21 protein-coding genes and 1 pseudogene are annotated in these 24495 nt (G+C 70.8%); 10 read left to right on the top strand and 12 right to left on the bottom strand.

Annotation, left to right across the window (positions count from 1 at the left end; genetic code table 11):
• The 3 genes from BMW88_RS16980 to BMW88_RS16970 are packed head-to-tail and all read right to left on the bottom strand — an operon-like array spanning window position 1 to window position 3379.
• Entirely contained in the window at window positions 1-966 is a 966-nt protein-coding gene (locus BMW88_RS16980) for a pectate lyase family protein (protein WP_089951727.1), read from the bottom strand.
• A gap of 11 nt (window positions 967-977) precedes the next feature.
• Window positions 978-1994: a pectate lyase family protein gene (locus tag BMW88_RS16975; RefSeq protein WP_089951726.1), complete on the bottom strand. Its 1017-nt coding sequence runs from the start codon at window positions 1992-1994 to the stop codon at window positions 978-980.
• Complete coding sequence (locus BMW88_RS16970) at window positions 1994-3379, bottom strand: pectate lyase family protein (protein WP_089951724.1); 1386 nt, start codon at window positions 3377-3379, stop codon at window positions 1994-1996. Before BMW88_RS16970 ends, BMW88_RS16975 begins: the two co-directional genes overlap by 1 nt.
• A 427-nt stretch (window positions 3380-3806) precedes the next feature.
• Here BMW88_RS16970 and BMW88_RS16965 point away from each other — a divergent pair, with 427 nt between their 5' ends.
• From BMW88_RS16965 to BMW88_RS16955, 3 genes are all read left to right on the top strand, one after another.
• Window positions 3807-5498, top strand: a complete 1692-nt coding sequence (locus tag BMW88_RS16965) for an RICIN domain-containing protein (protein WP_143116112.1) — start codon at window positions 3807-3809, stop codon at window positions 5496-5498.
• A gap of 259 nt (window positions 5499-5757) precedes the next feature.
• Entirely contained in the window at window positions 5758-6330 is a 573-nt protein-coding gene (locus BMW88_RS16960; protein ID WP_143116111.1) for a hypothetical protein, read from the top strand.
• A gap of 400 nt (window positions 6331-6730) precedes the next feature.
• Window positions 6731-7402 (top strand): AIM24 family protein, encoded by a 672-nt coding sequence (locus tag BMW88_RS16955; protein ID WP_089952167.1) that lies wholly within the window; start codon window positions 6731-6733, stop codon window positions 7400-7402.
• A 100-nt stretch (window positions 7403-7502) separates the two neighbouring features.
• Here BMW88_RS16955 and BMW88_RS16950 read toward each other — a convergent pair whose 3' ends face one another.
• Entirely contained in the window at window positions 7503-8045 is a 543-nt protein-coding gene (locus tag BMW88_RS16950; RefSeq protein WP_089951720.1) for a nuclear transport factor 2 family protein, read from the bottom strand.
• Between the two features lie 233 nt (window positions 8046-8278).
• Here BMW88_RS16950 and BMW88_RS16945 point away from each other — a divergent pair, with 233 nt between their 5' ends.
• Together BMW88_RS16945 and BMW88_RS16940 are read left to right on the top strand one after the other, a co-directional pair.
• Complete coding sequence (locus tag BMW88_RS16945; RefSeq protein WP_089951719.1) at window positions 8279-8923, top strand: dihydrofolate reductase family protein; 645 nt, start codon at window positions 8279-8281, stop codon at window positions 8921-8923.
• Between the two features lie 121 nt (window positions 8924-9044).
• On the top strand, window positions 9045-9488 hold the full coding sequence (locus BMW88_RS16940; RefSeq protein ID WP_089951717.1) for an ATP-binding protein: 444 nt from the start codon (window positions 9045-9047) through the stop codon (window positions 9486-9488).
• A 133-nt stretch (window positions 9489-9621) separates the two neighbouring features.
• Here the strand turns inward: BMW88_RS16940 and BMW88_RS16935 are convergent, their stop codons facing one another.
• Window positions 9622-10665 (bottom strand): hypothetical protein, encoded by a 1044-nt coding sequence (locus tag BMW88_RS16935; RefSeq protein ID WP_245777853.1) that lies wholly within the window; start codon window positions 10663-10665, stop codon window positions 9622-9624.
• Between the two features lie 11 nt (window positions 10666-10676).
• Entirely contained in the window at window positions 10677-11231 is a 555-nt protein-coding gene (locus BMW88_RS16930; protein ID WP_089951714.1) for an RNA polymerase sigma factor, read from the bottom strand.
• Window positions 11232-11405: 174 nt separating this feature from the next.
• Between BMW88_RS16930 and BMW88_RS16925 the strand changes: the two genes are divergently transcribed.
• Window positions 11406-11756 carry an ArsR/SmtB family transcription factor gene (locus BMW88_RS16925; protein WP_089951713.1) on the top strand — a complete coding sequence of 117 codons (351 nt, stop codon included), beginning with the start codon at window positions 11406-11408 and terminating at the stop codon, window positions 11754-11756.
• Window positions 11757-11788: 32 nt separating this feature from the next.
• Here the strand turns inward: BMW88_RS16925 and BMW88_RS16920 are convergent, their stop codons facing one another.
• From BMW88_RS16920 to BMW88_RS16910, 3 genes are read right to left on the bottom strand one after another with little or no spacing between them, the layout of a single operon-like run.
• Entirely contained in the window at window positions 11789-12751 is a 963-nt protein-coding gene (locus BMW88_RS16920; RefSeq protein ID WP_245777852.1) for an ArsO family NAD(P)H-dependent flavin-containing monooxygenase, read from the bottom strand.
• A 4-nt stretch (window positions 12752-12755) separates the two neighbouring features.
• Entirely contained in the window at window positions 12756-13832 is a 1077-nt protein-coding gene (arsB, locus tag BMW88_RS16915) for an ACR3 family arsenite efflux transporter (RefSeq protein ID WP_089951709.1), read from the bottom strand.
• Complete coding sequence (locus BMW88_RS16910; RefSeq protein ID WP_089951708.1) at window positions 13829-14122, bottom strand: ArsR/SmtB family transcription factor; 294 nt, start codon at window positions 14120-14122, stop codon at window positions 13829-13831. Before BMW88_RS16910 ends, arsB begins: the two co-directional genes overlap by 4 nt.
• A gap of 114 nt (window positions 14123-14236) precedes the next feature.
• Here BMW88_RS16910 and BMW88_RS16905 point away from each other — a divergent pair, with 114 nt between their 5' ends.
• Window positions 14237-14713, top strand: a complete 477-nt coding sequence (locus BMW88_RS16905) for an arsenate reductase ArsC (RefSeq protein ID WP_177221173.1) — start codon at window positions 14237-14239, stop codon at window positions 14711-14713.
• Window positions 14714-14991: 278 nt separating this feature from the next.
• Here the strand turns inward: BMW88_RS16905 and BMW88_RS44320 are convergent.
• Both BMW88_RS44320 and BMW88_RS16895 read right to left on the bottom strand, forming a co-directional pair.
• Window positions 14992-15654, bottom strand: a pseudogene (locus BMW88_RS44320) (MFS transporter); the annotation flags it as partial.
• Between the two features lie 150 nt (window positions 15655-15804).
• Complete coding sequence (locus BMW88_RS16895; RefSeq protein ID WP_089951706.1) at window positions 15805-17136, bottom strand: FAD-dependent oxidoreductase; 1332 nt, start codon at window positions 17134-17136, stop codon at window positions 15805-15807.
• A gap of 99 nt (window positions 17137-17235) precedes the next feature.
• On the opposite strand from BMW88_RS16895, the gene BMW88_RS16890 reads away from it, so the two are divergent.
• Window positions 17236-18078, top strand: coding sequence for a helix-turn-helix domain-containing GNAT family N-acetyltransferase (locus BMW88_RS16890; RefSeq protein ID WP_245777851.1), 843 nt, complete (start codon window positions 17236-17238; stop codon window positions 18076-18078).
• A 22-nt stretch (window positions 18079-18100) separates the two neighbouring features.
• On the opposite strand, the gene BMW88_RS16885 is transcribed toward BMW88_RS16890, so the two are convergent.
• Window positions 18101-20122 carry an MGH1-like glycoside hydrolase domain-containing protein gene (locus BMW88_RS16885; RefSeq protein WP_245777850.1) on the bottom strand — a complete coding sequence of 674 codons (2022 nt, stop codon included), beginning with the start codon at window positions 20120-20122 and terminating at the stop codon, window positions 18101-18103.
• A 237-nt stretch (window positions 20123-20359) separates the two neighbouring features.
• Here BMW88_RS16885 and BMW88_RS16880 point away from each other — a divergent pair, with 237 nt between their 5' ends.
• Window positions 20360-23218, top strand: coding sequence for an AfsR/SARP family transcriptional regulator (locus tag BMW88_RS16880; RefSeq protein ID WP_089951705.1), 2859 nt, complete (start codon window positions 20360-20362; stop codon window positions 23216-23218).
• 319 nt (window positions 23219-23537) lie between these two features.
• Window positions 23538-24495: peptidoglycan DD-metalloendopeptidase family protein (locus tag BMW88_RS16875; protein ID WP_177221151.1), on the top strand; the 958-nt coding region annotated here is incomplete at its 3' end.

Genomic DNA, 24495 nt, shown 5'->3' with positions numbered 1-24495 from the left:
TCAGATCTTGCCGACGCCGGCGCCCGCGCGGACGATGCGTGGCACGTCGGCCGGGTTGTCCAGGGCGTAGGAGTAGTAGGTGCGTGGTTCCTGGACGCTGCCCGCGGTCTGCGGGGCACCGGAGCCGATGAAGATGTTGTCGCGCTGCACGACGCGACCGGGGCCGCTGTCGGCGTAGCCGACGAGGACGGGGTGCGGCACGTTCTCGAAGTAGTTGCCCTCCACCACGACTCCCGCGTCCATGGTGGACGCGACGCCGTACAGTTCGTTGGCGCGGAAGTAGTTGTTGTAGACGTGCACGGGCTCGCCGAACCGCACACGCGGGTGCCGCTGCCGCGAGCCGTCGAAGAAGTTGTGGTGGATGCTGACCTTGAGGCGCCCCTTGTCGGTGCTCGACGCGCCGTCGGAGTGCCCGATCAGCATCGACTTGTCGCTGCCGCGGAACCAGTTCCAGGACACGGTGACGTACTCGGCGCCGCGCACGATGTCGACCGAACCGTCGACGGCACCCGAGAACTCGTTGTGGTCGACCCAGATGTGGTGGGAGTTCTGACCGATGTTGACGGCGTCGTCCTCGGCGTTGGTGAAGCGCAGGTTCCGCACGATCACGTTGTGCGAGCGGTAGAAGTCCAGCCCTCCCCCGTCGATCACCGCGGAGGTGCCGAGACCGACGACGGTCTTGTCCGGGCGCACGCCCTGCTTGCTGGAGATGGTGATCGTGCCGGACACCTGGATGATCAACGCACCGACGGTGTCGATGTAGTCGAGGAACTGCTCGGAGGTGGTGGCGGTGACGACCGCGCCGCCCGCACCCCCCGTGGTTCCGCTCCGGCCCAGCGCGGTCACCGCGGCGAACCCGTCGGGGCCGGTGGCGGCCCCGGCCGGGGTGGCGAGGTGCCCCGCGACGAGGACACCCGCCGTGCCCGCGAGCAGCGTGCGCCGGGTGATCCGGGAGTTGTCGGTCATCGCGGACTCCTTCAGATCTTGCCGACGCCCGCGCCCGCGGGCACGACGGTCGGGACCTCGGCGGCCCGGTGGGTGGTGTAGGCGTAGTAGGTGCGCGGTTCGGCCACGGTGCCGCGGGTCTCGATCTCGTGGTTGCAGTCCACGAGGATGTTGTCCCGCGCCACCAGGCGGCCCAGCTCGCCGCTGAAGTCGACGCGGGCCGGGTTGTTCACGCTGAAGAAGTAGTTGCCCTCCAGGACGACGCCCGCGTCCATCGTCGAGGCGATGCCGTAGCTGTTGTCCCGGTAGTAGTTGTTGTAGACGTGCACCGGCGAGCCGAAGCGGACCCTGGGATTGCGCTGGTCCGAGGCATCGAAGTAGTTGTGGTGGTAGGTGACCCGCAGCCTGCCGGTGTCCTGTGCGCCGTTGTCGTCGTCGTGCCCGACCAGCGATGTCTTGTCGTGGTCGTGGAAGCGGTTCCACGACACGGTGATGAAGTCCGAGCCGCGTTTGATGTCGACCGCGCCGTCGTCGCCGTCGGAGAAGTCGTTGTGGTCGATCCAGATGTGGTGGGAGAACATCTGCACGTTGATCAGGTCGTCGGTGGCGCCGGAGAAGCGGATGTTCCGGATGATCACGTTGTGGACGGCGCCGGGCGGCGGTGAGGTCACGTCGTCGTCGACCGGCACGCCGATGTTCAGGCCGCCGCCGACCAGCCGCGCGTCCGGTCCGATGCCGATGATGGTCTTGTCGGACGCGACGTCGTGCATGCCGTCCGTGGTGCCGGTGGGCAGCGTGATCGTGCCGCGGACCTGGACCACCAGCGGGCCCGGCCGCCGGATGTGCTCGAGGAACTGCGCCGCCGTCGCCGGGGTGACCACGGGGCCGCCGGCGCCGCCCGTGGTCCCGTTCTGACCCAGCGCGTCGACGCTCGCGAAGCCGTCAGCGACCGGCGCGGCCGCGGCCGGCGTGGTCACCGTGACGCAGGCCAGGACGAGGGAGAGCGCTGCCACGGGCACGCCCGCCTTCTTCGCCACGTTCGTCCACATCAGAGCCTCCCCGCTCCCGCGCCGGCCGTGACGGACGCCTTGACGGCGCCGGAGGGCTCCGCGGTGTAGCGGTACGGGATGGCCGCCACGGTGCCGTTGACCTCGCACGGTCCGGAGTTGGTGAGCGAGTTGTCCCTGGCCACCAGCCGGCCCGGATCGGAGTCGGCGTAGCCGCTCTTCGACCAGCACGCCTGCTGCACGTTCTCGAAGACGTTGCCCTCGACGAGGAGACCGGCGTCCATCACCGACGCGATGGCGTACGAGGCGGTGTTGTTGTTGATGTTGGTGTAGTAGTTGTTGAAGACGTGGACGGTCTCACCGAAGCGCACCCGCGGGCTGCGTTCGAAGGTGCGGTCGAACCAGTTGTGGTGGTAGGTGACCCGGAGGTGGCCGCGATCCTCTCCCGCGTTGCCGTCGGAGTGGCCGACCAGCGAGGTCTTCCAGTGGTTGCGGACGACGTTCCACGACACCGTGATGTAGTCGGCGCCGTGGGTGATGTCGAGCATGCCGTCGTAGTAGTCCGGGTCGTTCTCGATGGTGCTGGACATCGTGTTGTGGTCGATCCAGATGTGGCTGGCGTTCTCGATCTGGATGGCGTCGTTGCCGCGCACGCCGCGGATGTTCATGTTCTGGATGATCACGTTGGCGGGCTTCATGTCCTCGATGTTGAGCGTGGTCCCGGAGATGCCCGAGCTCGCGCCGACGCCGCGGATCGTCTTGTCGGCGCCGACCTCGACGGTGCCAGAGCCGCTGAGCATGCCGCTGACCAGGATGGTCTTGGCCTCCGCGGACTGCGCCTGCGTGCGGAAGTCGGCGAAGGTGCTCACGGTGACCGTGGTGCCGCCGGCACCCCCGGTCGTGCCACCGGCCTCCGCCGCCCAGCCGACGAGACCGCCGGGGGGCACGGGCGTGGTGCCGCCGCCGTCGACGTCGAGGAAGTCGACGTTCGGCAGGCCGTTGGCGGTGGCCGGGTTCAGCCGGATCGTGTTGCTGCCCGCGTTCACCGGGACCGTCGTCGTCTCGGTCGCCCACGTCGACCACGCCCCGGTGCCCTCGAACGACAACGTCCGCACCGCCGTCCCGTTCACCACCAGACCGGCCGGGCGGGCCGTGGTGGTGCCGTTGGCGAACCGGACGCCCAGCGTCGCGGTGCCCGCCTCCGCCGCGGTGACCGTGAACTGGGCATGGCCGCCCGTGGAGTTCGTGCCGTTGCAGAACCCGGTGCCGGAGAAGCCGGACCAGTTGGACTCGATCGCACCGGAGCAGACCCCGGGAGAGGCTTCCACCTCGTACCGGACCGGCGCGGCCACCGCGGCGGACGACGACACGGCGACCACCGCGCCGCACAGAATTCCGGCACAGGAGAACAGAGCTTTCAGGCGCATAGCAGGTCTCCGTTGATCTACTCGGCGTCAAAGAGGGGTGGACGCGATCTGGAGCGCTCTTCGGCACGTTAACGCCGGAGCGGAGAATGCCGCAATGCCGATCGCGGAGAAGTCGCGAAGATTCACGGTGGTGAACCGGAAAATAGCTACGCCGATCGCCGGAACAGCCACCGGTTGTTCACGGACATGACCAGGTCGGCGAATGCCCTGTTCACGAGTATGACCAGCTCGACATTCGTCGAAGCGCTCGGTGATCCATTCGAGTGGCGCTGATCTGGGTGTTCGATTCGTTCGACTTCGAGCAGCCGCCGAGTTCGCGGAATTTCCTCGTTGACCGGCCATGGTGGACCTCATAGCATCCGACGAGAATATGGCCTCGCATCCCGGTCGAGCCTCTTTCTCGCCCAGCGTTCGAAGTGGAGTCTTCATGAGAATTCCGGAGCAGCCCGCCGGCCTGGCGAGAAAACGTCGCGTCCGAGCCGGGATCGCGTCGGCGGGCGCGGTCGTCGCGCTGGTCACCGCGCTCGCGGCCTGGCCGGGGACCGCCGCGCTGGCCGCCGCGGCGGGCACGTACGTGGTGCAGAACGCGGGCAGCGGGCAGTGCCTCGAGGCGGGAGCGAGCCCGTCGAGCGGCACGCAGCTCCGGCAGCAGGCGTGCGCCGGTCAGGAGTGGGTGCTGACCGAGGTGAGCGGCGGGTTCCGGATCAGCTCGGGCGGCCTGTGCGCCGGCGTGCGGGACGCGTCGACCAGCGCGGGCAAGCCGGTCCAGCTCGAGGCGTGCACCGGCGCCACGAGCCAGGTCTGGGCGCTCACCGCGAGCGGCGGCAACCACCGCCTGGTCAACGCCAACGGCGGCAAGTGCATGAACGTCAAGGACAACGCCACGACAGCAGGTGCGTTGATACAGACGAACTCCTGCGATGGCACCGCGACCAAGCAGTGGAGCCTCGCACCGGTCGGTGGCGGGCCGACCAGCACTACGACCACCACCACGACGACCACCACCACCACCACCACCACCAGCGTGCCGCCGGCAGACGCGCTGTACGTGTCACCGACCGGTCGTGAGGGCGCTTCCGGCACGATCTCGGACCCGACCACGCTGACGTCCGCCCTCACCCGCGTCGCGGCCGGCGGCACGATCTTCCTGCGTGGTGGCACGTACAACCACTCGCAGACGGTGACGATCCCGCCCACCAACAGCGGCACGGCCGCCGCCCGCAAGAAGCTGACGGCCTACCAGGGCGAGAAGCCGGTGCTGAACTTCTCGGCGCAGACCGAAGACCCGGCCAACCGGGGCCTGGCCGTGAACGGCTCGTACTGGCACATCCACGGCATCGTCGTCGAACGGGCCGGGGACAACGGCATCTTCGTCGGCGGCAGCAACAACATCTTCGAGCGCACGATCACCCGCTACAACCGCGACACCGGCCTGCAACTGTCCCGGATGCTGTCCAGCACTCCGGAGGACCAGTGGCCGGCCGACAACCTCATCCTCAGCGCGGAGTCGCACGACAACGCCGACTCCGACGGGGAGGACGCCGACGGGTTCGCCGCCAAGCTCACCTCCGGCCCCGGCAACGTGTTCCGCTACGCGGTGGCGCACAACAACATCGACGACGGCTGGGACCTCTACACCAAGTCGGACACCGGCCCGATCGGTGCCGTCACGATCGAGGACTCGCTGGCGTACGAGAACGGCACGCTGAGCAACGGCGGCCAGGCCGGCAACGGCGACCGCAACGGCTTCAAGCTCGGCGGTGAGGACATCGCCGTGAACCACACCGTCCGCCGCACCATCGCCTACGACAACGGCAAGCACGGCTTCACCTACAACCGCAACCCCGGCGGCATGACGGTGTCGACCAACCTCGGCGTCGACAACGGTGAGCGCAACTTCTCCTTCGACGCCGGCAGCTCGGTCTTCCGCTCCAACACCTCCTGCCGCAGCGGCAGCGGCAGCAACGACAAGGCGGTCGGGAACGCCGACGCCTCCAACCAGTTCTGGACGGGCACCAACGGTTCCCGGTGCGCCGGGTACTCCGGAGCGCTCGGCTGGTCGTTCGCCGCCGACGGCAAGCTCGTCGTCACCCTCGGCGGCAAGCCCGTCGTGCTCTGACCCACCGCACCGCCGCCACCCGAACCAGGCCGGGTTCGCACGTCAACCGTGCGGGCCCGGCCTGGGTACGTCCGCGACCGCGGAAGGCCCGCTCACCGAATTGCGGGATGCCGGCGAGTAGTGCCAGGTGGCGCAACGGGTGAACAGATGATCGACGTCGCAATCGGTCGGCGGTACCCCGCGTCCCGGCTCGGCAACCACACTGCATCCGTTCGTGAACGGACGATTGTGCTCGTCCGAAAGTGGGCACGTCATGTGCGTGACGACCGACCACGAAGACCTGCTGCACCCGCACCTCAGCCGCGAGACGCAGGAGTTGCTCGACCCGCACCACCATCGCGCGAGCGTTCATCTCGGCGACCAATTAGTCATCGATCCCGATCAGGTGCTCGCGAACGTCGCGATGGCGATGGAACGCCTCGACCTCGACATCGACACCCCGGTCACGATCGAGGAGGACGTAGCGACCCTCGACGAGCTGGTAGCGGTGGTTGACCACCTCGACAAAGGACCGGCGCTCGTCGCCCACACGCTCAACACGGCGGCGCGTGTCATGAACGCCCGTTACCCCGCCGACCTCGTGCACCGCCCGCTGCCGCGCGACTGCGACCTGCGCCGGCTGTTCCACGCGGACATCGACGAACGCAGCCAGGACGTTGCGCGGATGGTGTTCAACCGGCGGCTCGCCGACGAGGTGGACGTCCAGGACGCGGAGATCAGAAATGATCTCGACGGGCTCACGCCGCACCAGCGCATCGAGGTGTTCATGGCGGTCTTCTTCCTGTACGGGACGAAGATCGGGGCTCTGCAGAACCGGACGGGCATCCGCTGAGGTGCTCCTGACGGGCTCGACCGGTTCTCACCGGGGTGGGGGTGCACGTCGGCGACGGCCACGGACCCGGGGTCGGTGACGCGAGCCGAAGCACCGGCAGGCCGGCCGCGCTCCCCGGCATCGTGCGCTTCCCGGTGGCCGTCGCGAACCCTCCCGGATCCACCCTGTCCGACCAAGCGGTGCGGATGGTGCGGCCCGAGCCCGGTGCCCGCACCCCCGTGGTCGCACCGGCCCGCCGCACCTCCTCCCGTGCGGACAACCCGCGGAGTGGATCAGGCCGAGTGCGTTGTCCGCAAAGGTCTTCTTCGAGACCACGGAGGACCGCTCCACGAGCACGCCGCCCCGGCTCCACGACGACCCCGGTGAGGTCCGAGCGCGTGATCACCTGCATCATCTGGGCATGCGCAGCTCACTGTTCAACCACGAAGAGCGGTCCGTCGAGCCGGGAAGCTTCCAACTGCAGAACGAACGCATGCTCAAGGTGGACCTCACCGGCAGCGGCGGTTTCTTCTTCGCGAAGCAGGGATCGATGGTCGCCTACCAGGGCGATGTCGACTTCGCCTACGAGGGCGCCGGCGGTCTCGGCAAGCTGTTCAAGAAGGCCTTCACCGGTGAAGGCATGTCGCTGATGAAGGTGTCGGGCAGCGGCGACGTCTTCCTCGCCCAGGACGCGGACGAGATCTTCGTGCTGTACCTGGAGGACGAGAGCGTCACCGTGAACGGCAAGAACGTCCTCGCCTTCGACAGCACGCTCCAGTGGGACATCAACCGCACCGAAGGCGCGTCGATGCTCAGCGGCGGTCTGTTCAACACCACGTTCACGGGCACCGGAGCGCTGGCCGTCACCGCTTACGGCACGCCGGTCGTGCTGAACGTGGACGTGCCGACGTACGTCGACATGCAGTCGGCCGTCCTGTGGTCCGCCTCGCTGCAGTCCACGATCCGCAAGACGGCGAAGCTCGGTGCCGTCATCGGACGCGGCTCGGGCGAGGCCTACCAGCTCGCGCTGTCGGGTCAGGGCATCGTCGTCGTGCAGGCGTCCGAAGGTCACCCGGTACCGACCCAGCAGTGACGCCCGTGCCGGGCAGGGGGCTCGGGCCCCGTGCCTGACGAGCGAACGGAGGCGGCGCGTGATCGCGACTTCCGCGGTGCGCCGCTTCCGTCCGTGCGTCTCAACCGGCCGCACCGTCCAAGGGGACGCGTTCGAACAACTCGGTCAACGCCACCAGGTCGAGGAAAGCGACGGCGTTGACGACCTCGTCGCCGCGGTACTGCCAGATCCAGCAGTAGTTGTTGCGGTACGGCAGCCCGTCGCGCGCCACCGCCGTCCCGTACCAGTGCACGACCACCGTGTCGTGCTGAGCCCAGGTGCCGCGGATCTCCGGGACGATCGCGGTGGACAGGCGGCCGGTGACCGCGCGGACGCCGTTGGCGAGGAACGCCCGCTTCCCGCGGTGGACACCGGGTTCGGCGGCGGCGATGGTCCAGGTGACGTCCTCGGCGAGGACGTCGAAGAAGCTCCCGCCGGTGGCCTGCCGCTCGAACGCCGCCAGGGTCAGGCGGGTGATGCGCTTCTCGCGTGCGGAGGTGGCCGCGCTCGTGCCGGTCCCCTGGGCCGCGGCGGGCGTGACCGCGAGGAACGGTGCGCTCAGACCGGCGCCTCCCAGTACCTTCAGGAAGTTCCGGCGGCGGGGGTCGTTCGCAGGACGGTTCACGGTTCCCTCATTTCTCCACGACGCCGGAAGGCGTTGGCGTACCGCAACTGCGGCGGACGTGGTGCGGTGGTGTTCCTGCACTCGTCACGGTAGGGAGACCGATCGCCTGCTGCCTGGGTGTGTTGCACCCTGGCGGTGCGCGCTGACCGTTCTTCGAGCGGGATCGCGCCCGGACCGATGAGTTCTCGCGGCCGGCGCGGTCCACCCCTCGACCAAGAGCGGAAGGAAGCCCCATGACCCAGTTGGTGAAGGTCCAGAACTTCGTCGTGTCGCGGGACGGGTTCGGCGCCGGTGAGGACCAGACCCTCGAAAGGCCGTTCGGCCACGCCGATCCCGGCGTCATGTTCGCGTGGGCGGGTGCCACGGCGAGCTGGCCCAACCGCACCGAGCCCGGTGGGAGCCGCGGCCTCGACGACTACCTCACCCGCGACTTCGCGCACAACATCGGCGCGGAGATCATGGGGCGCAACAAGTTCAGCCCGCACCGCGGCCCGTGGCGCAACCTCGACTGGCAGGGCTGGTGGGGCGGCGAACCGCCGTTCCACACCCCGGTCTTCGTCCTCACCCACCACGAACGGCCGTCGTTCACCCTCTCCGACACGACCTTCCACTTCGTGAGCGGCACCCCGGCTGAGGTCCTCCCGCTCGCGAAGGAGGCGGCGCGGGGCAAGGACGTCCGGATCGGTGGTGGCGCCACCACCATCAGGTCGTTCCTCGACGCCGACCTGGTCGACACCCTGCACGTCGCCGTCGCCCCGGTGGACCTCGGCTCCGGCGTGCCGCTGTGGAAGACGCCCGACGAGCTGCTCGACCGGTTCCACGCCGACGTCGTGCCCAGCCCGAGCGGCGTGGTCCACCACCTGTTCTGGCGGAAGTGACGTCAGGGTTGCTCCGATCCGTGGAACGGACGAACCTATCGGGTGATCACCAGGCGGTGTGGTCGATCCGCCACCGGGGTATCAGTGCGCGACGCTCCACTTCTTCGATCGGGAGACAGCCATGACCGCCGGTGAAGGCATCTCGACCCCGCCCGGACCGCGAGCAGCGAAGAACCAGGTGCTCGAACTGACGGGCGACGTGCCCGACCTGGCCGAAGCCCGGCGGTGGACCGGCGAGGTCCTCACGGGCCTCACGGAGGACGAGATCGCCGACGCGCAGCTCGTGGTGTCCGAACTGGTGACCAACGCCTACGAGCACGGGCAACACCCCTTGTGCCTGCGGCTGCGGCGCAGTCGCGACCTGATCCGCGTCGAAGTGACCGACCTGTCGTCGCGGGTACCGGAGGTGGGCCACTCGTCGGTGCGGGCGACACGTGGTCGCGGGATGGTGCTCGTCGACCGGTTGTGCCGGCAGTGGGGAGCTGTGCGCCATGCGGTCGGCAAGACGGTGTGGGCTGTTTTGGCTCCACAGTCCCAGAATCCGAACGCGGTGCTGTCCGGCTGATCCCCGTCAGCGGGAGATCATCGCGTTCCGTCGGGGGGTTCGCGTTCGCCGGGCCGTGGCAGGACGCACCGCCACTGGACAGGACCGGGGAGGGTCGAGATCATCTCGGCCCTCCCCGGTTCCGGTACGGGGATCAGATCTTGCCGGCGATCACGTCGGCGAAGTTGACCCGGGACGACTTGTAGTGCACCGCCGACGGCGTGGACGGCTCCGCCGCGTCCTTGGCCGGGACGACCTCCGAACGGATCGGCAGACCGTTGTCGGCGTTGACGGTGAGCACGTGTGAACCGGTCCCGCCCTGCAGGGCGGGACCGGCGGTGAGGGTCAGCGCGGGCTGCCCGTCGACCTCGGTCTTGCCGATGGTCACGTCCTGGATGGTCGCCAGCAGCTTGAGCACGCCCGCGCGGACGTCCGCGTTGGAGGCCGCCACGAACAGCGCGTAGGTGGTGTTGCTCCACAACGCGTTGTTGATGCCGTTCTCCAGTTCCTTGCCGGTCGGTCGCGGTTTCGCGGGCGGCACCTCCTTGCCGAGCTTGCGGAGCGTCTCGGCCATGTCCGCGTAGCTCTGCGCCCACGCCTTCTCCGCCTCGGCGGGGCTCAGGCCGAGTCCCCAGCGGTTGGTGCCCGACGCGGTGACCATCGCGATCTTGGCCTTCTCCACGTCACCGGTCGCGGCCAGGCGGGCCGCCGCCGCGACCTTCGCGTCGTACGGGTGGGCCGAGTCGTCGCCCTTGGCGGCCGTGGCCGCCAGCCCCTTCACCGAGTCGCCGTGGAAGACCTGGCCCTTGTCGGTGTAGACGGTGTAGACGGTGTAGGTCGTCTTGTCCGGCGCGAGCTTCTTGGTGATGACCAGCGAGGCGTCTCCCGGCAGCGTGACGGCTGCCTGCACCTCGGAGGCCAGCTCCACCAGGGGCGACTCGACCACCTGCGGAGCCGCGGAGGAGGGGCCGGTCGGCGCGGTGCCGCCCGTCGCGCCCAGGACCACGGCCGTCACGACGGCTGCCGCGCCGGCGGCGGCGATGCTGACCTTGGGCCAGGAGAACCAGCGCTTCGGCCGCACGACCGGGTTCACGGGTTCCTCCATCGCGGTGTGCAGCGCCGTGCGGGCGCGGTCGTAGGCCTCGGGGCTCGGGGACGGCACTTCTCGCAACTTCTTCATCAGGTCCATTTCGTCCATGGGGTGTCTTCTCACGTTGTCGGGACTCGCAGGAGCGCGGCCACTTCAGGTGCCTCGCGCAGCGCCTTGCGCGCCTGGTGCAGCAGCCGGCGGGCCGTGCCCGCGGGGATGTCGAGCACCCTCCCGGCCTCGGCGACGGTCAGGTCCTCCCAGGCGACCAGGCCCAGCACCTCTCGCTCCTCCGGCTTGAGCCGGGCCAGTGCGCCGCGCAGCAGTGCCTGCGCGTCCACCCTGTCGTCCACCGCCGGCCAGGGATCCCAGTCGCTCGCCACCCCGGTCAGGTCCGGCGCCGGCTCCTCGGCGGGTTCGGACCGCCAGTGCCGCCGCAGCCTGTTCAGCGCGACGCCGTACAACCAGGGCCTGGCTTCGGCGTACGAGAGGTCGTAGGTCGCACGGGACTCGTAGGCCGCCACCCACACATCACCGAGCACGTCCTCGGCGGCCTGACGCCCGACTCTGCGCGCGAGGTAGTTCCCGATCGCGGTCTCGTGGCGGCTGATCACCTCCACGAAGGCACCGGTGTCTCCGCGCAGCGATCTGCCGATCAGTTCCGCGTCCGACGACATGAAGCTCCTCGGGGTTCGCTCAGCCCTTCCACCCCGTCTTTGCCAACGTGCGCCGAAACCGTTCAGGTTGCTCCGATCGACGGCGAACGTCGCTGGTCAGCACGTGGCGGCACGGGCGGCCTACCGCAGTGCGGCCTGTTTGCACCGGAAGAGGAGACGGGGCAGCATTGACGCATGTCGAAGCAAGGCGATGGCTGCTGCGAGCCGCTGTCCGAGCAGCCGCTCGCCGCGGAGCAGGCGGCGGAGATGGCGGCGGTGTTCAAGGCGCTGGGTGATCCGGTGCGCCTGCGGCTGCTGTCGCTGATCGCGTCAGGACCCGGCGGCGAGGTCTGCGTCTGCGAGCTCACGCCCGCGTTCGAGCTTTCGCAGCCGACGATCTCCCACCACCTCAAGCTGCTGCGGCAGGCCGGCCTGGTCGACTCGGAGCGCCGGGGCACGTGGGTGTACTACCGCGTGCGGCCGGAGACCACCGACAGGATGGCCGTCCTGCTGGCCGGCGTCGGCGGCGTGCGCGCCGCGGCGTAGCCGAGCAGCCGGGTGGCGGCTTCCACGGCCGCTCAGACGCGTGCCGGCGAACCGGCGATCCTCGCCACCGTCGCTTTCGCGGTGGGGCCGACGCCGATCAGGGTCGCGGACGCGGGTCCCGTCCAGCCGCCGTAGCCGAGCAGGTGCAGGCGCGGCTCGCCCACTGAGGTCGTGCCGGACACCGCGACACGACCGCGGTCGTCCCGCAGCCGCAACGGTGCGAGGTGGCCGAGCGCGGGCCGGAACCCGGTGCACCAGATCACCACGTCAGCCCGGGCGAGGGCGCCCGCGTCCACCGGCGTGGCCGCGAGCAGTCCGCTGTCCCGCGCCTCCCGGACGGGCGGCACCGCGACGATGTCGCCCAGCTCCCCCACTCCCCCCACCCGGCGGCTGGCGATGTCGAAGAGCGCCTTGCCGTCGATCTCGTCGGGCAGGTACCGCGGCGGGCGACGGGTCATCCACGTCAACGACGCGTGCGGGGCGAGGTCGGCCGCGATCTGCGCGCCGGAGTTCCCGCCGCCGACCACCACGACCTCCTGCCCGGCGAACTCCCGCGGGTCCCGGTAGTCGACGGTGTGGAGCTGCCGGCCCGGCAGCTCCGCCAGCGGGCGGAACGGACGCCACCACGTGCCGGTCGCGCTGATCACGTGCCGCGCGGTCCAGGTGCCGGCGTCGGTGTGCACCAGCAGCTCCTCGTCCGTGCGGCTGACCGAGGCCACCTGGACCGATCGGTGCACGGGGATGTCGTAGCGCTTCTCGTACGCGGTGAGGTAGTCCACCACGTGCCGGGCGGTCGGGTAGCCGTCCGGAAAGGGCGGCATGGGCCAGCCTGGCAGCGAGCTGTGGCGGGCGATCGAGAACAGCCGCAGGGAGTTCCAGCCGTGCGGCCACGCCCCACCGGGCGAGGCCTGGGCGTCGAGCACCACGTGCTCGACGCCGGCGCGGCGCAGGTAGTAGGCGGCGGCCAGCCCTGCCTGGCCGCCGCCGATCACCACGACGTCAGACTTCAGCGCGGGCCGCCCAGCGACGACGCAGCCACAGGCTGACGTAAACGAGCCCGACCAGCACCGGCACCTCGATCAGCGGGCCGACGACACCGGCGAGCGCCTGGCCGGAGGTCACGCCGAACACGCCGATCGCGACGGCGATGGCCAGCTCGAAGTTGTTGCCCGCCGCCGTGAACGCCAGCGTCGTCGTGCGCTCGTACGAGAGCCCGGACGCCTTGCCCAGCGCGTACGAGCCGGCCCACATGATGGCGAAGTAGACGAGCAGCGGCAGCGCGATCCTGGCGACGTCGAGCGGGCGGTTCGTGATGGTCTCGCCCTGCAACGCGAACAGGATGACGATCGTGAACAGCAAGCCGTACAGTGCGATCGGGCCGACGCGCGGCAGGTACCTGTTCTCGTACCACTCGCGGCCGCGGGACCGCTCCCCCAGCTCGCGGCTCAGGTAACCGGCCAGCAGCGGGATGCCGAGGAAGATCAGCACGGACTTGGCGATCTCCCACGCGGAGAAGTCCACCGACGCGGTGTCCAGGCCCAGCCAGCCCGGCAGCAGGTCGAGGTAGAACCAGCCGAGCACGCCGAACATGACCACCTGGAACACCGAGTTCAACGCCACCAGCACCGCGGCGGCCTCGCGGTCACCGCAGGCGAGGTCGTTCCAGATGATGACCATGGCGATGCAGCGCGCGAGACCGACGATGATCAGGCCGGTGCGGTACTCGGGCAGGTCGGCCAGGAAGGTCCAGGCCAGCGCGAACATCAGGGCGGGCCCGAGCACCCAGTTCAGCACCAGCGACAGCACCATCGTGCGCTTGTCGCGCGTGACCGCGTCGAGCTTGTCGTAGCGGACCTTGGCCAGCACCGGGTACATCATCAGCAGCAGGCCGAGGGCGATCGGCAGCGACACCCCGTCGATCTTCACGGCCTCGAGGACGCCCTGCAGGCCGGGCACGAAGCTGCCGAGCGCGAGGCCGGCGACCATGGCGAGGCCGATCCACGCCGGCAGCCAGCGGTCCAGGAAGGACAGCCGGTGCAGGACGTCCTGCTCCGCCGTCGGGTCGGTGGTGCTCAACAGGGCCTCCTGGCATCGGAGCCGGCGCGGTCGGCCAGCTCGGTCAAACTGCCCGCGACCCGCCTCAGGGCGTCGGATCGCAGGCGGTAGTACGTGAAGCGCCCGCACGGCTCGGTGTCGACGAACCCGGCCTCGCGCAGCACCTTCAGGTGGTTCGACACGTTCGTCTGCTTCGCGCCGGTCTCCTCGACGAGGTGGCACGTGCACAGCGCCTCACCGGCCAGCAGCTCCAGGATCCGGGCGCGCAGCGGGTCGGCGAGGACCTTCAACACATCAGCATCGAGTGACATCAGCCGGGAATGATACGTTGGCGGCGCCTGGTGAGACGACCGGCGTCCGACCCGGACGGCACCTCGGGCCGGTCGCCGCCGAACCGCCGAAGCACCCGCCACGAGGAGAACGTCGTGCCCAAGACCCCCGAAGTGCTGTTCGTCTGCGTGCACAACGCCGGCCGCTCCCAGATGGCGGCAGCGCTGCTGCAGCACCACGGCATGGGCCGGATCGCGGTCCGCTCCGCCGGCTCGGCGCCGGCCGACGAGGTCAACCCGGCCGCCGCCGAGGCCCTCGCCGAGTGGGGCCTCGACATCACCGCGGAGGTGCCCTCGAAGCTCACGACGGACGACGTCGAGGCCTCCGACGTCGTGATCACCATGGGCTGCGGCGACACCTGCCCGGTGTTCCCCGGCAAGCGCTACCTGGACTGGCAGCTCGACGACCCGGCGGGTCAGGGCCTCGACGCCGTGCGCCCGATCCGCGACGAGATCGACCGCCGGGTCCGCGGCCTGGTGGCCGAGCTGCTCGACCCGCACGGGACGCCGGCGGTCGACAACACGGCCGCCAACGCCCCGATCACCCCGAGCACGACGAACACCGGCGCGTAGCCGCCGAGCCGGGAGGCGAGGGCGCTGCCGGCCCACGGTGCGATGGCCGCGGTCAGCACCACCGGCAGCGCGAGCAGCACGCTCAGCCGTCGGTAGTGGACCGCTCCCCACCGGTCGGTGATCGCCGTCGCCTGCAGCAGCGTGAAGATCCCGCGGGCGGCACCGGCGAGCACCGCTCCGGCGACGAGCAGCGAGGCCGGACCGGGGACCACCCCCGGCAGAACGGTGATCACGGTACTCACCACCAGGACGAGCGCCGTCCTGGCGCGCACCGTCGTCCTCGCGGCCAGCCGCGCGTAGCCGAGCCGCCCGAGGACCTGGCCCACCCCACCGAGACCCAGGGCCACCGCGGCGACCGTCGTCGACATCCCGCGTCCGGTCAGCAGCGGCACGAGGGTGATCACGACCGCGTAGCCGCTGAACGCCGCCAGGCTCATCGCGACCGTCAGCACGACGAAGGGCCTGCTGCGCGCCACCGCCGACGGAGGGTGCTCCGCCTCGTGCCCGATCTCCGGCCACGGCAGCCGCAGGCCGAACAGGTGCAGGGGAACCGTGGTGAAGGCGAGGAAACCGGCTAGCACCAGGTAGGTTCCGCGCCAGTCCAGGTGCGCGTTCAGCACAGCGGTCAGCGGCGCGAACACCGTGCTCGCCAGTCCCGCCACCAGCGTGACCGCCGTCAGCGCCGGCACCCGCCTCGCCCCGTACCACCGGGTGAGCGCGGCGAACGCCGGGGCGTAGCAGACGCCGGCCATGGCGACCCCGGTCAGCAGCCACGCCGCCGTGAACCACACCGGTGACCGCGCTGTCGCCACCAGGACGAGCGCGGGGGCGGAACCGGTGGTCATGACCGCGCGCGGACCGCGCCGGTCGAGCAGCGCGCCCACCGGCACGCCGACGAGACCCGCCACGACCTGGCTCGCCGAGAAGCCCGCCGTGACCACGGCCTGCGACCACCCCGTCCGGGCGCTGATCGTCGGCGATGGAGCACGGGGAACGCGTAGTGGAGAACTCCCCAGCTGATGATCTCGGTGGTGCACAGCACCACCAGCACCCGGCGCGGCCCGGCGTCCGCGCCGGGCCGCGCCGCCGCCTCAGCGTGCACCGGCAGGAGGTCCGATCGTCACGCCGACCGTTCCGGGCGCGCCGCAGCACCCGCCGCCGTTCTTCTGCTCCGCCGGAGCGTCGAACACCCCGGCGCCACCGCACACCCCGGTCTCGGGCAGGACGAGCTCCACCCGTTCCGCCGACTCGTGGTCGCCGGTGATCGCGGCGACGACCGACCGCGCCTGCTCGTAGCCGGTCAGCGACAGGAAAGTCGGCGCACGGCCGTAGCTCTTCATGCCCACCAGGTAGACATTCGGCTCGGGGTGGCGCAACTCGGCCTCTCCGTGCGGGTACACGGTGCCGCACGAGTGGACGTTCGGGTCGATCAGCGGAGCGAGCTTCACCGGCGCCTGGAGCACCGGGTCGAGATCGAGCCGGATCTCCGACAGCCACGACAGGTCGGGCCGGAACCCGGTCAGCACCACGACCTCGTCGACGCCCTCGACCCGGTGGCCGTCGAACGACTCCAGTGCCAGGCTGCCGTCCGCCGCCCGGTCGACCGACGCCGTGCGGAACCCCGTGACCGTCTCGATGTGCCCGGCCTCGGCAGCCTTCTTCGCCCGCAGCCCCAGCGCGCCCCGTGCCGGCAACTGGTCCGCCTCGCCACCCCCGAAGGCGTTGCCGACCGCGCCACGCCGCAGCAACCACACGATCTTCGTGCCGGGTTCCCGCTCGGCCAGGTCCGCCAGCGCCACCAACGCGGTCAACGCGGAGTGCCCGCTGCCCGCGACCACGATCCGCTTGCCCGCGTACCGCGCCCGTTCGGCCGCGAGGTCCGGCACGCGGTAGGTGATCCGCGCGGCGGCCGCCTCCTCCCCCGCCGCGGGCAGCCCGTCACCGCCCAGCGGGTTCGGCGATCCCCAGGTGCCGGACGCGTCGATCACCGCGCGCGCCGTGATCCGCTCCTCACCGCCGCCGGTCCGCACGTGGACGGTCAGCGGCTCGTCCGCACGGCCGGCGTCGACGACCCGGTCCCGGCCACGCCGCGCGACACCCACGACCCGCGCGCCGAGCCGCACCCGCTCCCCGAGCGCCGCCGCCAGTGGCCGCAGGTAGAGCTCCGCCCACTCCGCGCCGGTCGGGTACGCGCCACCGTCCGGGCGCACCCAGCCGGTCGGCGCCAGCAGCCGCTCGGCCGCCGGGTCGACCAGTTCGCTCCACCGCGAGAAGAGCCGGACGTGGTTCCACTGCGACACCGCTGCACCGGCCTGGTCACCGGCCTCCAGCACGAGCACCTGCTCACCCCGCTCGACCAGGTGCGCCGCCGCCGACAGACCCGCAGGTCCCGCCCCCACCACGACGACTGGCAACTCGTTCACGGCCCACCCCTTGTATTGACAGATTTCGAATCAACGCCGGAAACTCTATCGATCGGGATCGATTGACGCAACCATCGATCCGCGTCGATAATCGACCGTGTGACCACGACAGCTCCACCGCCGTTCCTGCTGCCCGCCGACGACGCCGCGACCTACGCGGACTGGTTCGCTTGCCTCGCCGAGCCCATGCGGGTGCGGTTGCTGCACGCGGTCGCCACCTCGGGACGGGCGATGACCGTCGGCGAGCTGACCGAGCTGCTGCACATCAGCCAGTCCACCTGCTCACACCACGTGCGCAAGCTCGCCGAGGTGGGTTTCCTGCGGCTGCACAAGGAGGGCACCGCCACGCACGTCAGCGTGAACCCGTCCTGCTGCACGGGCCTGCCGCACGCCGCCGACATCGTGATGGGCGTGCTCGCGCCTCGCCCGTGCTGCCCGGACGACCTGCCGCTCGACGTCACCGTCCGCGCCCTGCGCGACGACGACTGGTCGGCCGTGCGACGCATCTACGCCGAAGGCATCGCCACCGGCGACGCGACCTTCGAAACCGAAGTCCCCCCACGCCGGGCCCTCGACGCCAAGTGGCTGCGCGAGCACCGCTGGGTCGCCGAGATCGACGGCGAGGTCGCCGGCTGGGCCGCGGCCACCAGGGTGTCAACCAGGGACTGCTACGCCGGCGTGGCGGAGACCTCCGTGTACGTGGGAGCCGGCTTCCGCGGCCGAGGTGTCGGCAAGGCCCTGCTGCACCGGCAGGTCACCGCCGCCGACACCGCGGGGCTGTGGACGTTGCAGACCTCCATCTTCCCCGAGAACCGCGCCAGCCTCGCCCTGCACCACTCGGCGGGCTTCCGCACCCTTGGTGTGCGCGAGCGGATCGCCCGGCACCACGGCGTGTGGCGTGACACCGTGTTCCTCGAACGCCGCAACGCCGACGAAGCGTAGGGCCGTCGTCCCAAGAGGACGATCACGTTCCGCGGTAGGCGAGCCAGTCGAGGTTGATCGAACCGGTGTCACCCGCGCCGTAGGACAGCGTCACCACCGGGTCGCGACCGCTCAGGGCGATGTCGTCGAAGGTCACCGTGCCCCAGGCGTCCCAGCTGTCGGAGACCTTCGGGAAGCTCACCTGGCGCACGGCACGCCCGTCCACCGACAGCGTCATCGTGCGCGCGTCGCTGTTGGCGTTCGCGTACCGCACGGTGACGGCGCCCGAGCCCGGTCCCGCCGATGCGCGGTGCAGCGTGAACGACGACGCGGCGCCCTGGGCCCACAGCCCGTCGAGGAACGCCCGGCCGGAGTAGCCGGTGTGGTTGACGTTGGTCTTGACGCCGCCGGTGTTGCGCGCGTCCTCCGCCTCCAGGTGGGTGGGAGCGGGGCAGCCGGAGACAGTGCCCGCGGTGTCGGCGCAGCGGTCCCCGGCGTCGGGCGTGCCGTCGCCGTCCCGGTCGCCGCCGGTCGCTCCCGCCAGCGTGATCTCGACGGTGTGCGCGCCCCGGAGCGTGGCGGGGACCTCGGCGTGCGATGGCCGGCCGTCGATGGTGACCGAGCTGATCGTGGTGCCCGCGCCGCGCAGCGCGATCGTCAGGTCGGCGTCGCGGTACCGCACGTTGCGCAGGGTGACGTCACCCCAGCCGGCCGGCAGGTTCGGCGCGAAGCTCAGCCCTCGCTCGGTGTACCTCAGCCCGAACAGTCCGGTGTGGACCATGTCGAGGAACGCCGTGGCCGACCAGGTCTGGTCAGGCTCGGAACCCCAGTGGAACTTCACCGTGTCGCCCAGCCGCTGCCAGCCGCCGTCGACGACGCCGGTGGTGCCGTTGTAGATCTCCCAGTACCCGCTGTTGTTGGTCGCGAGCTTGGCCAGCCGTGTCGTCTCCGCGGCGAACCGGTTCTCCTCACCAAGGCGCGCCAGCGCCTTGGCCCACAGGCCCTGCACGAGCGGCCAGACGATCGCGTTGTGCCGGCCGGGCTGCGCCTCGGAGTAGCGCTCCCAGTTCGGGTAGGTGTCGGGCATGCCCCAGGCCATCTCGCGGGCGTTCGCGAGGATCGACCGCGCCCGGGCGGAGTTCGCGATGCCGAAGAGGATCGCGAACGCGAGGCCGGTGCCCTCCTGGTAGGCGCCGCGCGTCCCGTCGGCGAGGAGCTGGTAGTCGTACAGGCCCGTCGCCGCGTTCCAGAAGTGCCGGTTGATCGCGGCTTTGAGCGCGGCGGCCTTCGCGCGGTGGCCGGCGGCCTCCCGCGGCTGCCCCAGCCGCTCGGCCATGTTCGCCGCGTTGACGTAGGCGGCGTAGTAGACCTCGTTGGTGCTCAGGTACATCCCGCTCGCGATGCCCGGCCACGGCATGCTGCCGGTGCTGACGGACTCGGTCGCGTCGGCGGGCGGCGCGGGGTACCCGGCGATGCCGTCGTTGAAGAAGGATGCGCCGGTGAACAACCCGTAGGTGGGGTTGAAGCCGGCGGTACCGGCGTTCTCCCGGATCGTCAGGGTGTTCTTCGCGGTGCGGTAGGCGTTGCCGAGGAACTGCCGGTCGCCGGTGACGAGGTAGTGGTGCCACGCGGCGGTGAGCCAGATGACCTGGTCCCACTGCTGGTCGTCCTGCTGCACCCGCAGCGCCCCGGCGGAGTCCTTGTCGACGACGGCCCAGAGCGTGTTCGCGGCCAGAGCCGGCGACAGCTGGCTGGTCGCGTTCCAGCTGTTGATCGACGCGTCGCGCGTCCACGGCTGCTCGTACCCGCCGCCCGCGCGGACCATGCCGACGGCCGGGTCCATCAGACCGCTCTTGTCGTACCCCGCGTCGTAGCCGACGGTGTTGACGCGCAGCAGGTTGTCCAGCGCGGCCGTGTAGGCGCTGCCGTACAGCGCCTGGCTGTTCGGGTTCGCGAACTCCAGCGACGGTGTGGTGGCCGCTGCCGCCGGTGAGGCACCGGTGACCACGCCGCACACCGTCAGGAAGGCCACGAGGACACGACCGATCCGCCGCCGGGGACTCATTCCGCGCACCTTTCCCGGCACCGGACCCGACCGGAGCCGTGCGGGCAGTGCACCACGGGAACCGCACGGGCGTAACGGATCGGCGAAGATCCTGTCCGCTTCTGTCAGAGATCAACGTGGGCATCGTGAACTGGCGCGCCCCAGCACCGTGCGGAAGCGCCACTGCCGTCGGCAGGGTGGCGGGCAGCGGAAGCCGATCACCGGATGCGCGCACGCGCGAGCTCCGGTTGTGATGTCATGATCACGGGCCGGAGGCGCGACCCGCTGTCCGCACAGCACCTCGCGGGCCGCTGTGACCGGGGATCGGGCGAGGGGGCGTTGGGCGTGGCGGTGGTGGTGCGCCTGCTGGGCGAGGTCAGCGCGGAGGTCGACGGGCGGCCGGTGGATCTGGGCACGCCCAGGCAACGGTGCGTGCTGGCCGCACTGGCCGTCGACGCGGGGCGCGTCGTGCCGGTGGACCGCCTGATCGAGCGGGTCTCCGGCGCGGACGCGGCACCCCGGTCGCGGGCGACGCTGCAGAGCTACCTCTCCCGGCTGCGCCGGGCGCTGGGCGGGAGCGTGACCATCGTGCGCCGCTCCGGCGGCTACGCCCTGGTCTCCGGCACGGCCGAGCCGGTGACGGACCTGCACCGGTTCCGCGACCTCTGCGCACGAGCCCGCGGTGATGACGCTGAGGCGGTGCGGAGGTGGACCGAGGCGCTGGCGCTGTGGCAGGGGCAGCCGCTGACCGGCGTGGACGGCGAGTGGGCCGATGCCGAACGCGACCGGCTTTCGCAGGAGCGACAGGCCGTCGAGCACGACCTGGCCGACGCCCTGCTCCGGCTCGGGAAAGGCAGTCAGCTCCTCGGCGAGTTGTCCGCGCGGAGCGCCCGGCAGCCGCTGGACGAACGGGTGGCGGGCCAGTACATGCTCGCTCTGCACCAGGCCGGCCGCACCATCGACGCGCTGCGCCTCTACCGGCAGGTCCGCGCCCGCCTGGTCGACGAACTGGGCACCGAACCCGGCGCCGCGCTCCAGGACCTGCACCAGCAGCTGCTGACCGCGGACTCCACCCCCGCCGGTGGGTCGCCGAGCACGACGCCGGAAGCGGCGGTACCCCGGCAGCTCCCGATGCCACCCGCGCCGTTCGTCGGCCGCCGGGACGAACTGTCCGCCCTGGACACCGCTCTCGACGACTCCTCCACGGTGGCCGTCACGGCCATCGTCGGGTCGGGCGGCATCGGCAAGTCCTGGCTCGCCCTGCACTGGGCCCACCGGCACGCGCACCGGTTCCCGGACGGGCAACTGCACGTCGACCTGCGCGGGTTCAGCGCTGACGGTGAGGTGCTGCACCCGGCGGCGGCGGTGCGCGGTTTCCTCGACGCCCTCGGGATCGAGCCCGGCCGCATGCCCGTCGAGCCGCACGCGCAGGCTGCGTTGTTCCGCAGTCTCGTGGCGGACAAGCGGATGCTGCTCGTGCTCGACAACGCCGCCGACACCGCCCAGGTCATCCCGCTGCTACCGGGCGGGAGGTCGTGCGCCGTGCTGGTGACCAGCCGCAACCGGCTGCCCGGCCTGGTCACCGCGCACGGCGCCCGGCACCTGGTCCTGGACGTCCTGGGCGGCGTCGCGTCCCACGACCTGCTCGTCGCCAGGCTCGGGGCCGCGCAGGCCGAGGCCGAGGGCGACGCGGTGGAGGAGCTGGTGCGGCTGTGCGGCGGGTACCCGCTGGCGTTGAGCATCATCGCGGGACGCGTCCACACCCGCCCCGGCACGTCGTTGTCCGCCCTCGCGGCCGAGCTGCGCGAAAGCCTGCTCGACGTGCTCGACGAGGGCGACCCCGTCGCCAGCCTGCCCGCCGTGCTGTCGCTGTCCTACACCGCGTTGACCGCAGAGCAGGCCACGGTGTTCGGGTTGCTCGCCATCGCGCCGAGGCCCGGGATCAGTCTGCCCGCCGCGGCCTCTCTCACCGGTCTGCCACACGCCCGGACCAGGTCCGTGCTGCGCGGTCTGGAGCAGGCGTCGCTGATCACCCAGGACGCTTCCGGCCGCTACGGCATGCACGACCTGATCCGCCACTACGCCGCCGACGCCGCGCACCGCGACCTGGCCGCGGACGTGCGGGAGCCGGCGTTGCGGCGGGTGGTCGACTTCTACCTGCACACCGCCCACACCGCCGAGCGGCTCGTGTACCCGCACCGCGTGGACATCGTGGTCGACCCACCGGCACCGGGCTGCTCGCCCCAGCCGCTGCCCGACGCTGCGGCGGCCATGTCCTGGTTCGACGCGGAACGCCGCTGCGTGCTGGCTGCTCAGCACACCGCGGCGGCACGGGGATGGCGGAAAGCCGTCTGGCAGTTGGCGTGGACGCTGTCCATCTACCACCAGTTGCGCGGGCACCACCACGACCAGATCCGCACCTGGCAGGCCGCGCTGGTCGCGAGTGAGCACCTGCCCGATCCCGCCGCCACCGTGCTCGGCCACCGCCAGCTCGGCCTCGTCCACGCCGAGCTCGGCCGCCGCGAGCAGGCCCTGGACCACCTCCTGCGGGCCCTCGCCCTGGCCGAGCAGCAGCACGACGAGACCGCCCAGGCCCACACCCACACGGCCCTCGCCAGGGCGTACGAGCAGCAGGGGGACGATCGGCGGGCGCTGGAGCACTCCGTGCGCGCTCTGGAGCTCTGCCGCGTGCTCGGCGACCCGGTGTGGGAGGCAGGAGCGCTCAACGGCGTCGGCTGGTTCGCCGCCCGGCTGGGCGAGCACGAGCGGGCACGTGCGCAGTGCTTGGCCGCTCTGGCCATCTACCGCGCGCACGACGACCCGTCCGGTGAGGCGGGTGCGCTGGACACCCTCGGCTACATCGCCCACCACGCCGGTGACCACGCGCAAGCCGTGGACCACTACCGCCAATCCCTGGCATTGCAACGACAGCTCATCTACGACTACGGGATCGCGGAAGCCCTGGCCGGACTCGGTGCGCCGCACGCCGCACTCGGTCAGCACGACGAGGCGCGCGCGGTGTGGCAAGAAGCGCTGGAGATCTACCGGCAGCAGGGCCGGGCTGAAGAGGCACAGCGCGTCCAGAGGCAGCTCGACGCCCTCGACCGCGTCGAGTAGCCGCAGCCGCGCCTTCTGGCCGCCACGGCGACCACCACCACCTGCGGCCCGTCCGCCGCCGCCCAGGCGGAACTTCCCCACAAACCTGCTCTGAGCTGCGCTTTGCAGAAACCGTGCAAGCAATCCACATGATCGGCCGGACATCGTGGCACTGCTCGTGCGGCGGTCGACCAGACGCCCGCCGCGAGCGGACAACCCGGTATGACCAGCGGGGGATTGGAACCAGCACATGCCCATGCGATTCGCGATGCGGGGTGGGACCGCACCGCATCTTCGTGCAGCCCGCACGAGCACCAGGAGAACACCGAAGGCCCGTCCGTTGCTCCTCGTCGCCGCAGTCGTCACGTCCTCGCTGGCGGTGGCGACGCCCGCGCGGGCCGCCGCTCCCAGCCTCGAGCTGCCGTTCGTCTGCGGCACCTCGTGGGAGGGCAACTCCGGCGACAGCAACGCGCACCGCAACAAAGAGATCGACTTCAACATGGTGGGGACGTCCGGCAACGGCGACAAGGGCAAACCCGTCCTCGCCGCTGCCGCCGGCACCGTCAGGTGGGAGGGCGGCGAGAACTCCGACTACGGCAACTACGTCGAGATCGACCACGGCGACGGCTACTCGACGTTGTACGCCCACCTCGACCAGAAGTCGGTGGGCGTCGGCGACACCGTCCACCAGGGCGAGCTGATCGGCACCGTCGGCAACACCGACGGCAACACCTCCGGTCTCTCGGCACACCTGCACTTCGAGTTCCGCAACCGCGGCAGCGGGCAGAGCTACCCCGACTACATCAGGGCGGCGTCGTTCCACGGCGACCCGTTCGACTACGCGACGGGCAAGGAGACGTTCGTCAGCCAGAACTGCGGCACCCAGGCCCCGCCGACGATGCCCGGGGTGTCGTCGGTGTCACGGGCGGACGGGTCGATCGACGTGTTCGCCGCGACCTCGGACTACCGGTTGAAGCACCGCAACTTCTCCGCGGGCAAGTGGTCGTGCTGGGCCACCCTGCCGGGCAACGCCAAGATCAAGGGCGACCCCGCCGCCGTCGTGTCCGACAACGGCAGCCGCATCGACGTCTTCGCCCAGGGAATCGACAACCGCCTCAAGAAGCTGACCTGGATCGCCGGCCAGCAGTGGTACGACTGGGCCGACCTCGGCACCTACACCATCACGTCCTCCCCCGCCGTGACCATGCGCTACGACACCGGGTTCGACGTGTTCGCCCGCAACGCCGCCAACAAGATCGTCTACCGCCACTTCAGCATCGCCAGCGGCTGGGTCAACG

It is taken from the genome of Lentzea xinjiangensis (assembly GCF_900110955.1).
GTDB lineage: Bacteria > Actinomycetota > Actinomycetes > Mycobacteriales > Pseudonocardiaceae > Lentzea > Lentzea xinjiangensis.
The sequence above is the reverse complement of the archived record's forward strand: the minus strand, read 5'-3'. Positions and strand labels throughout refer to the sequence as shown.

What these genes read in the sequence shown, in the direction of transcription:
- BMW88_RS16980 (WP_089951727.1), bottom strand. Translation starts at nt 966, where the DNA reads ATGACCGACAACTCCCGGATCACCCGGCGCACGCTGCTCGCGGGCACG.
- BMW88_RS16975 (WP_089951726.1), bottom strand. Translation starts at nt 1,994, where the DNA reads ATGTGGACGAACGTGGCGAAGAAGGCGGGCGTGCCCGTGGCAGCGCTC.
- BMW88_RS16970 (WP_089951724.1), bottom strand. Translation starts at nt 3,379, where the DNA reads ATGCGCCTGAAAGCTCTGTTCTCCTGTGCCGGAATTCTGTGCGGCGCG.
- BMW88_RS16965 (WP_143116112.1), top strand. Translation starts at nt 3,807, where the DNA reads ATGAGAATTCCGGAGCAGCCCGCCGGCCTGGCGAGAAAACGTCGCGTC.
- BMW88_RS16955 (WP_089952167.1), top strand. Translation starts at nt 6,731, where the DNA reads ATGCGCAGCTCACTGTTCAACCACGAAGAGCGGTCCGTCGAGCCGGGA.
- BMW88_RS16945 (WP_089951719.1), top strand. Translation starts at nt 8,279, where the DNA reads ATGACCCAGTTGGTGAAGGTCCAGAACTTCGTCGTGTCGCGGGACGGG.
- BMW88_RS16940 (WP_089951717.1), top strand. Translation starts at nt 9,045, where the DNA reads ATGACCGCCGGTGAAGGCATCTCGACCCCGCCCGGACCGCGAGCAGCG.
- BMW88_RS16935 (WP_245777853.1), bottom strand. Translation starts at nt 10,665, where the DNA reads ATGGACGAAATGGACCTGATGAAGAAGTTGCGAGAAGTGCCGTCCCCG.
- BMW88_RS16930 (WP_089951714.1), bottom strand. Translation starts at nt 11,231, where the DNA reads ATGTCGTCGGACGCGGAACTGATCGGCAGATCGCTGCGCGGAGACACC.
- BMW88_RS16925 (WP_089951713.1), top strand. Translation starts at nt 11,406, where the DNA reads ATGTCGAAGCAAGGCGATGGCTGCTGCGAGCCGCTGTCCGAGCAGCCG.
- BMW88_RS16910 (WP_089951708.1), bottom strand. Translation starts at nt 14,122, where the DNA reads ATGTCACTCGATGCTGATGTGTTGAAGGTCCTCGCCGACCCGCTGCGC.
- BMW88_RS16885 (WP_245777850.1), bottom strand. Translation starts at nt 20,122, where the DNA reads ATGAGTCCCCGGCGGCGGATCGGTCGTGTCCTCGTGGCCTTCCTGACG.
- BMW88_RS16880 (WP_089951705.1), top strand. Translation starts at nt 20,360, where the DNA reads ATGATCACGGGCCGGAGGCGCGACCCGCTGTCCGCACAGCACCTCGCG.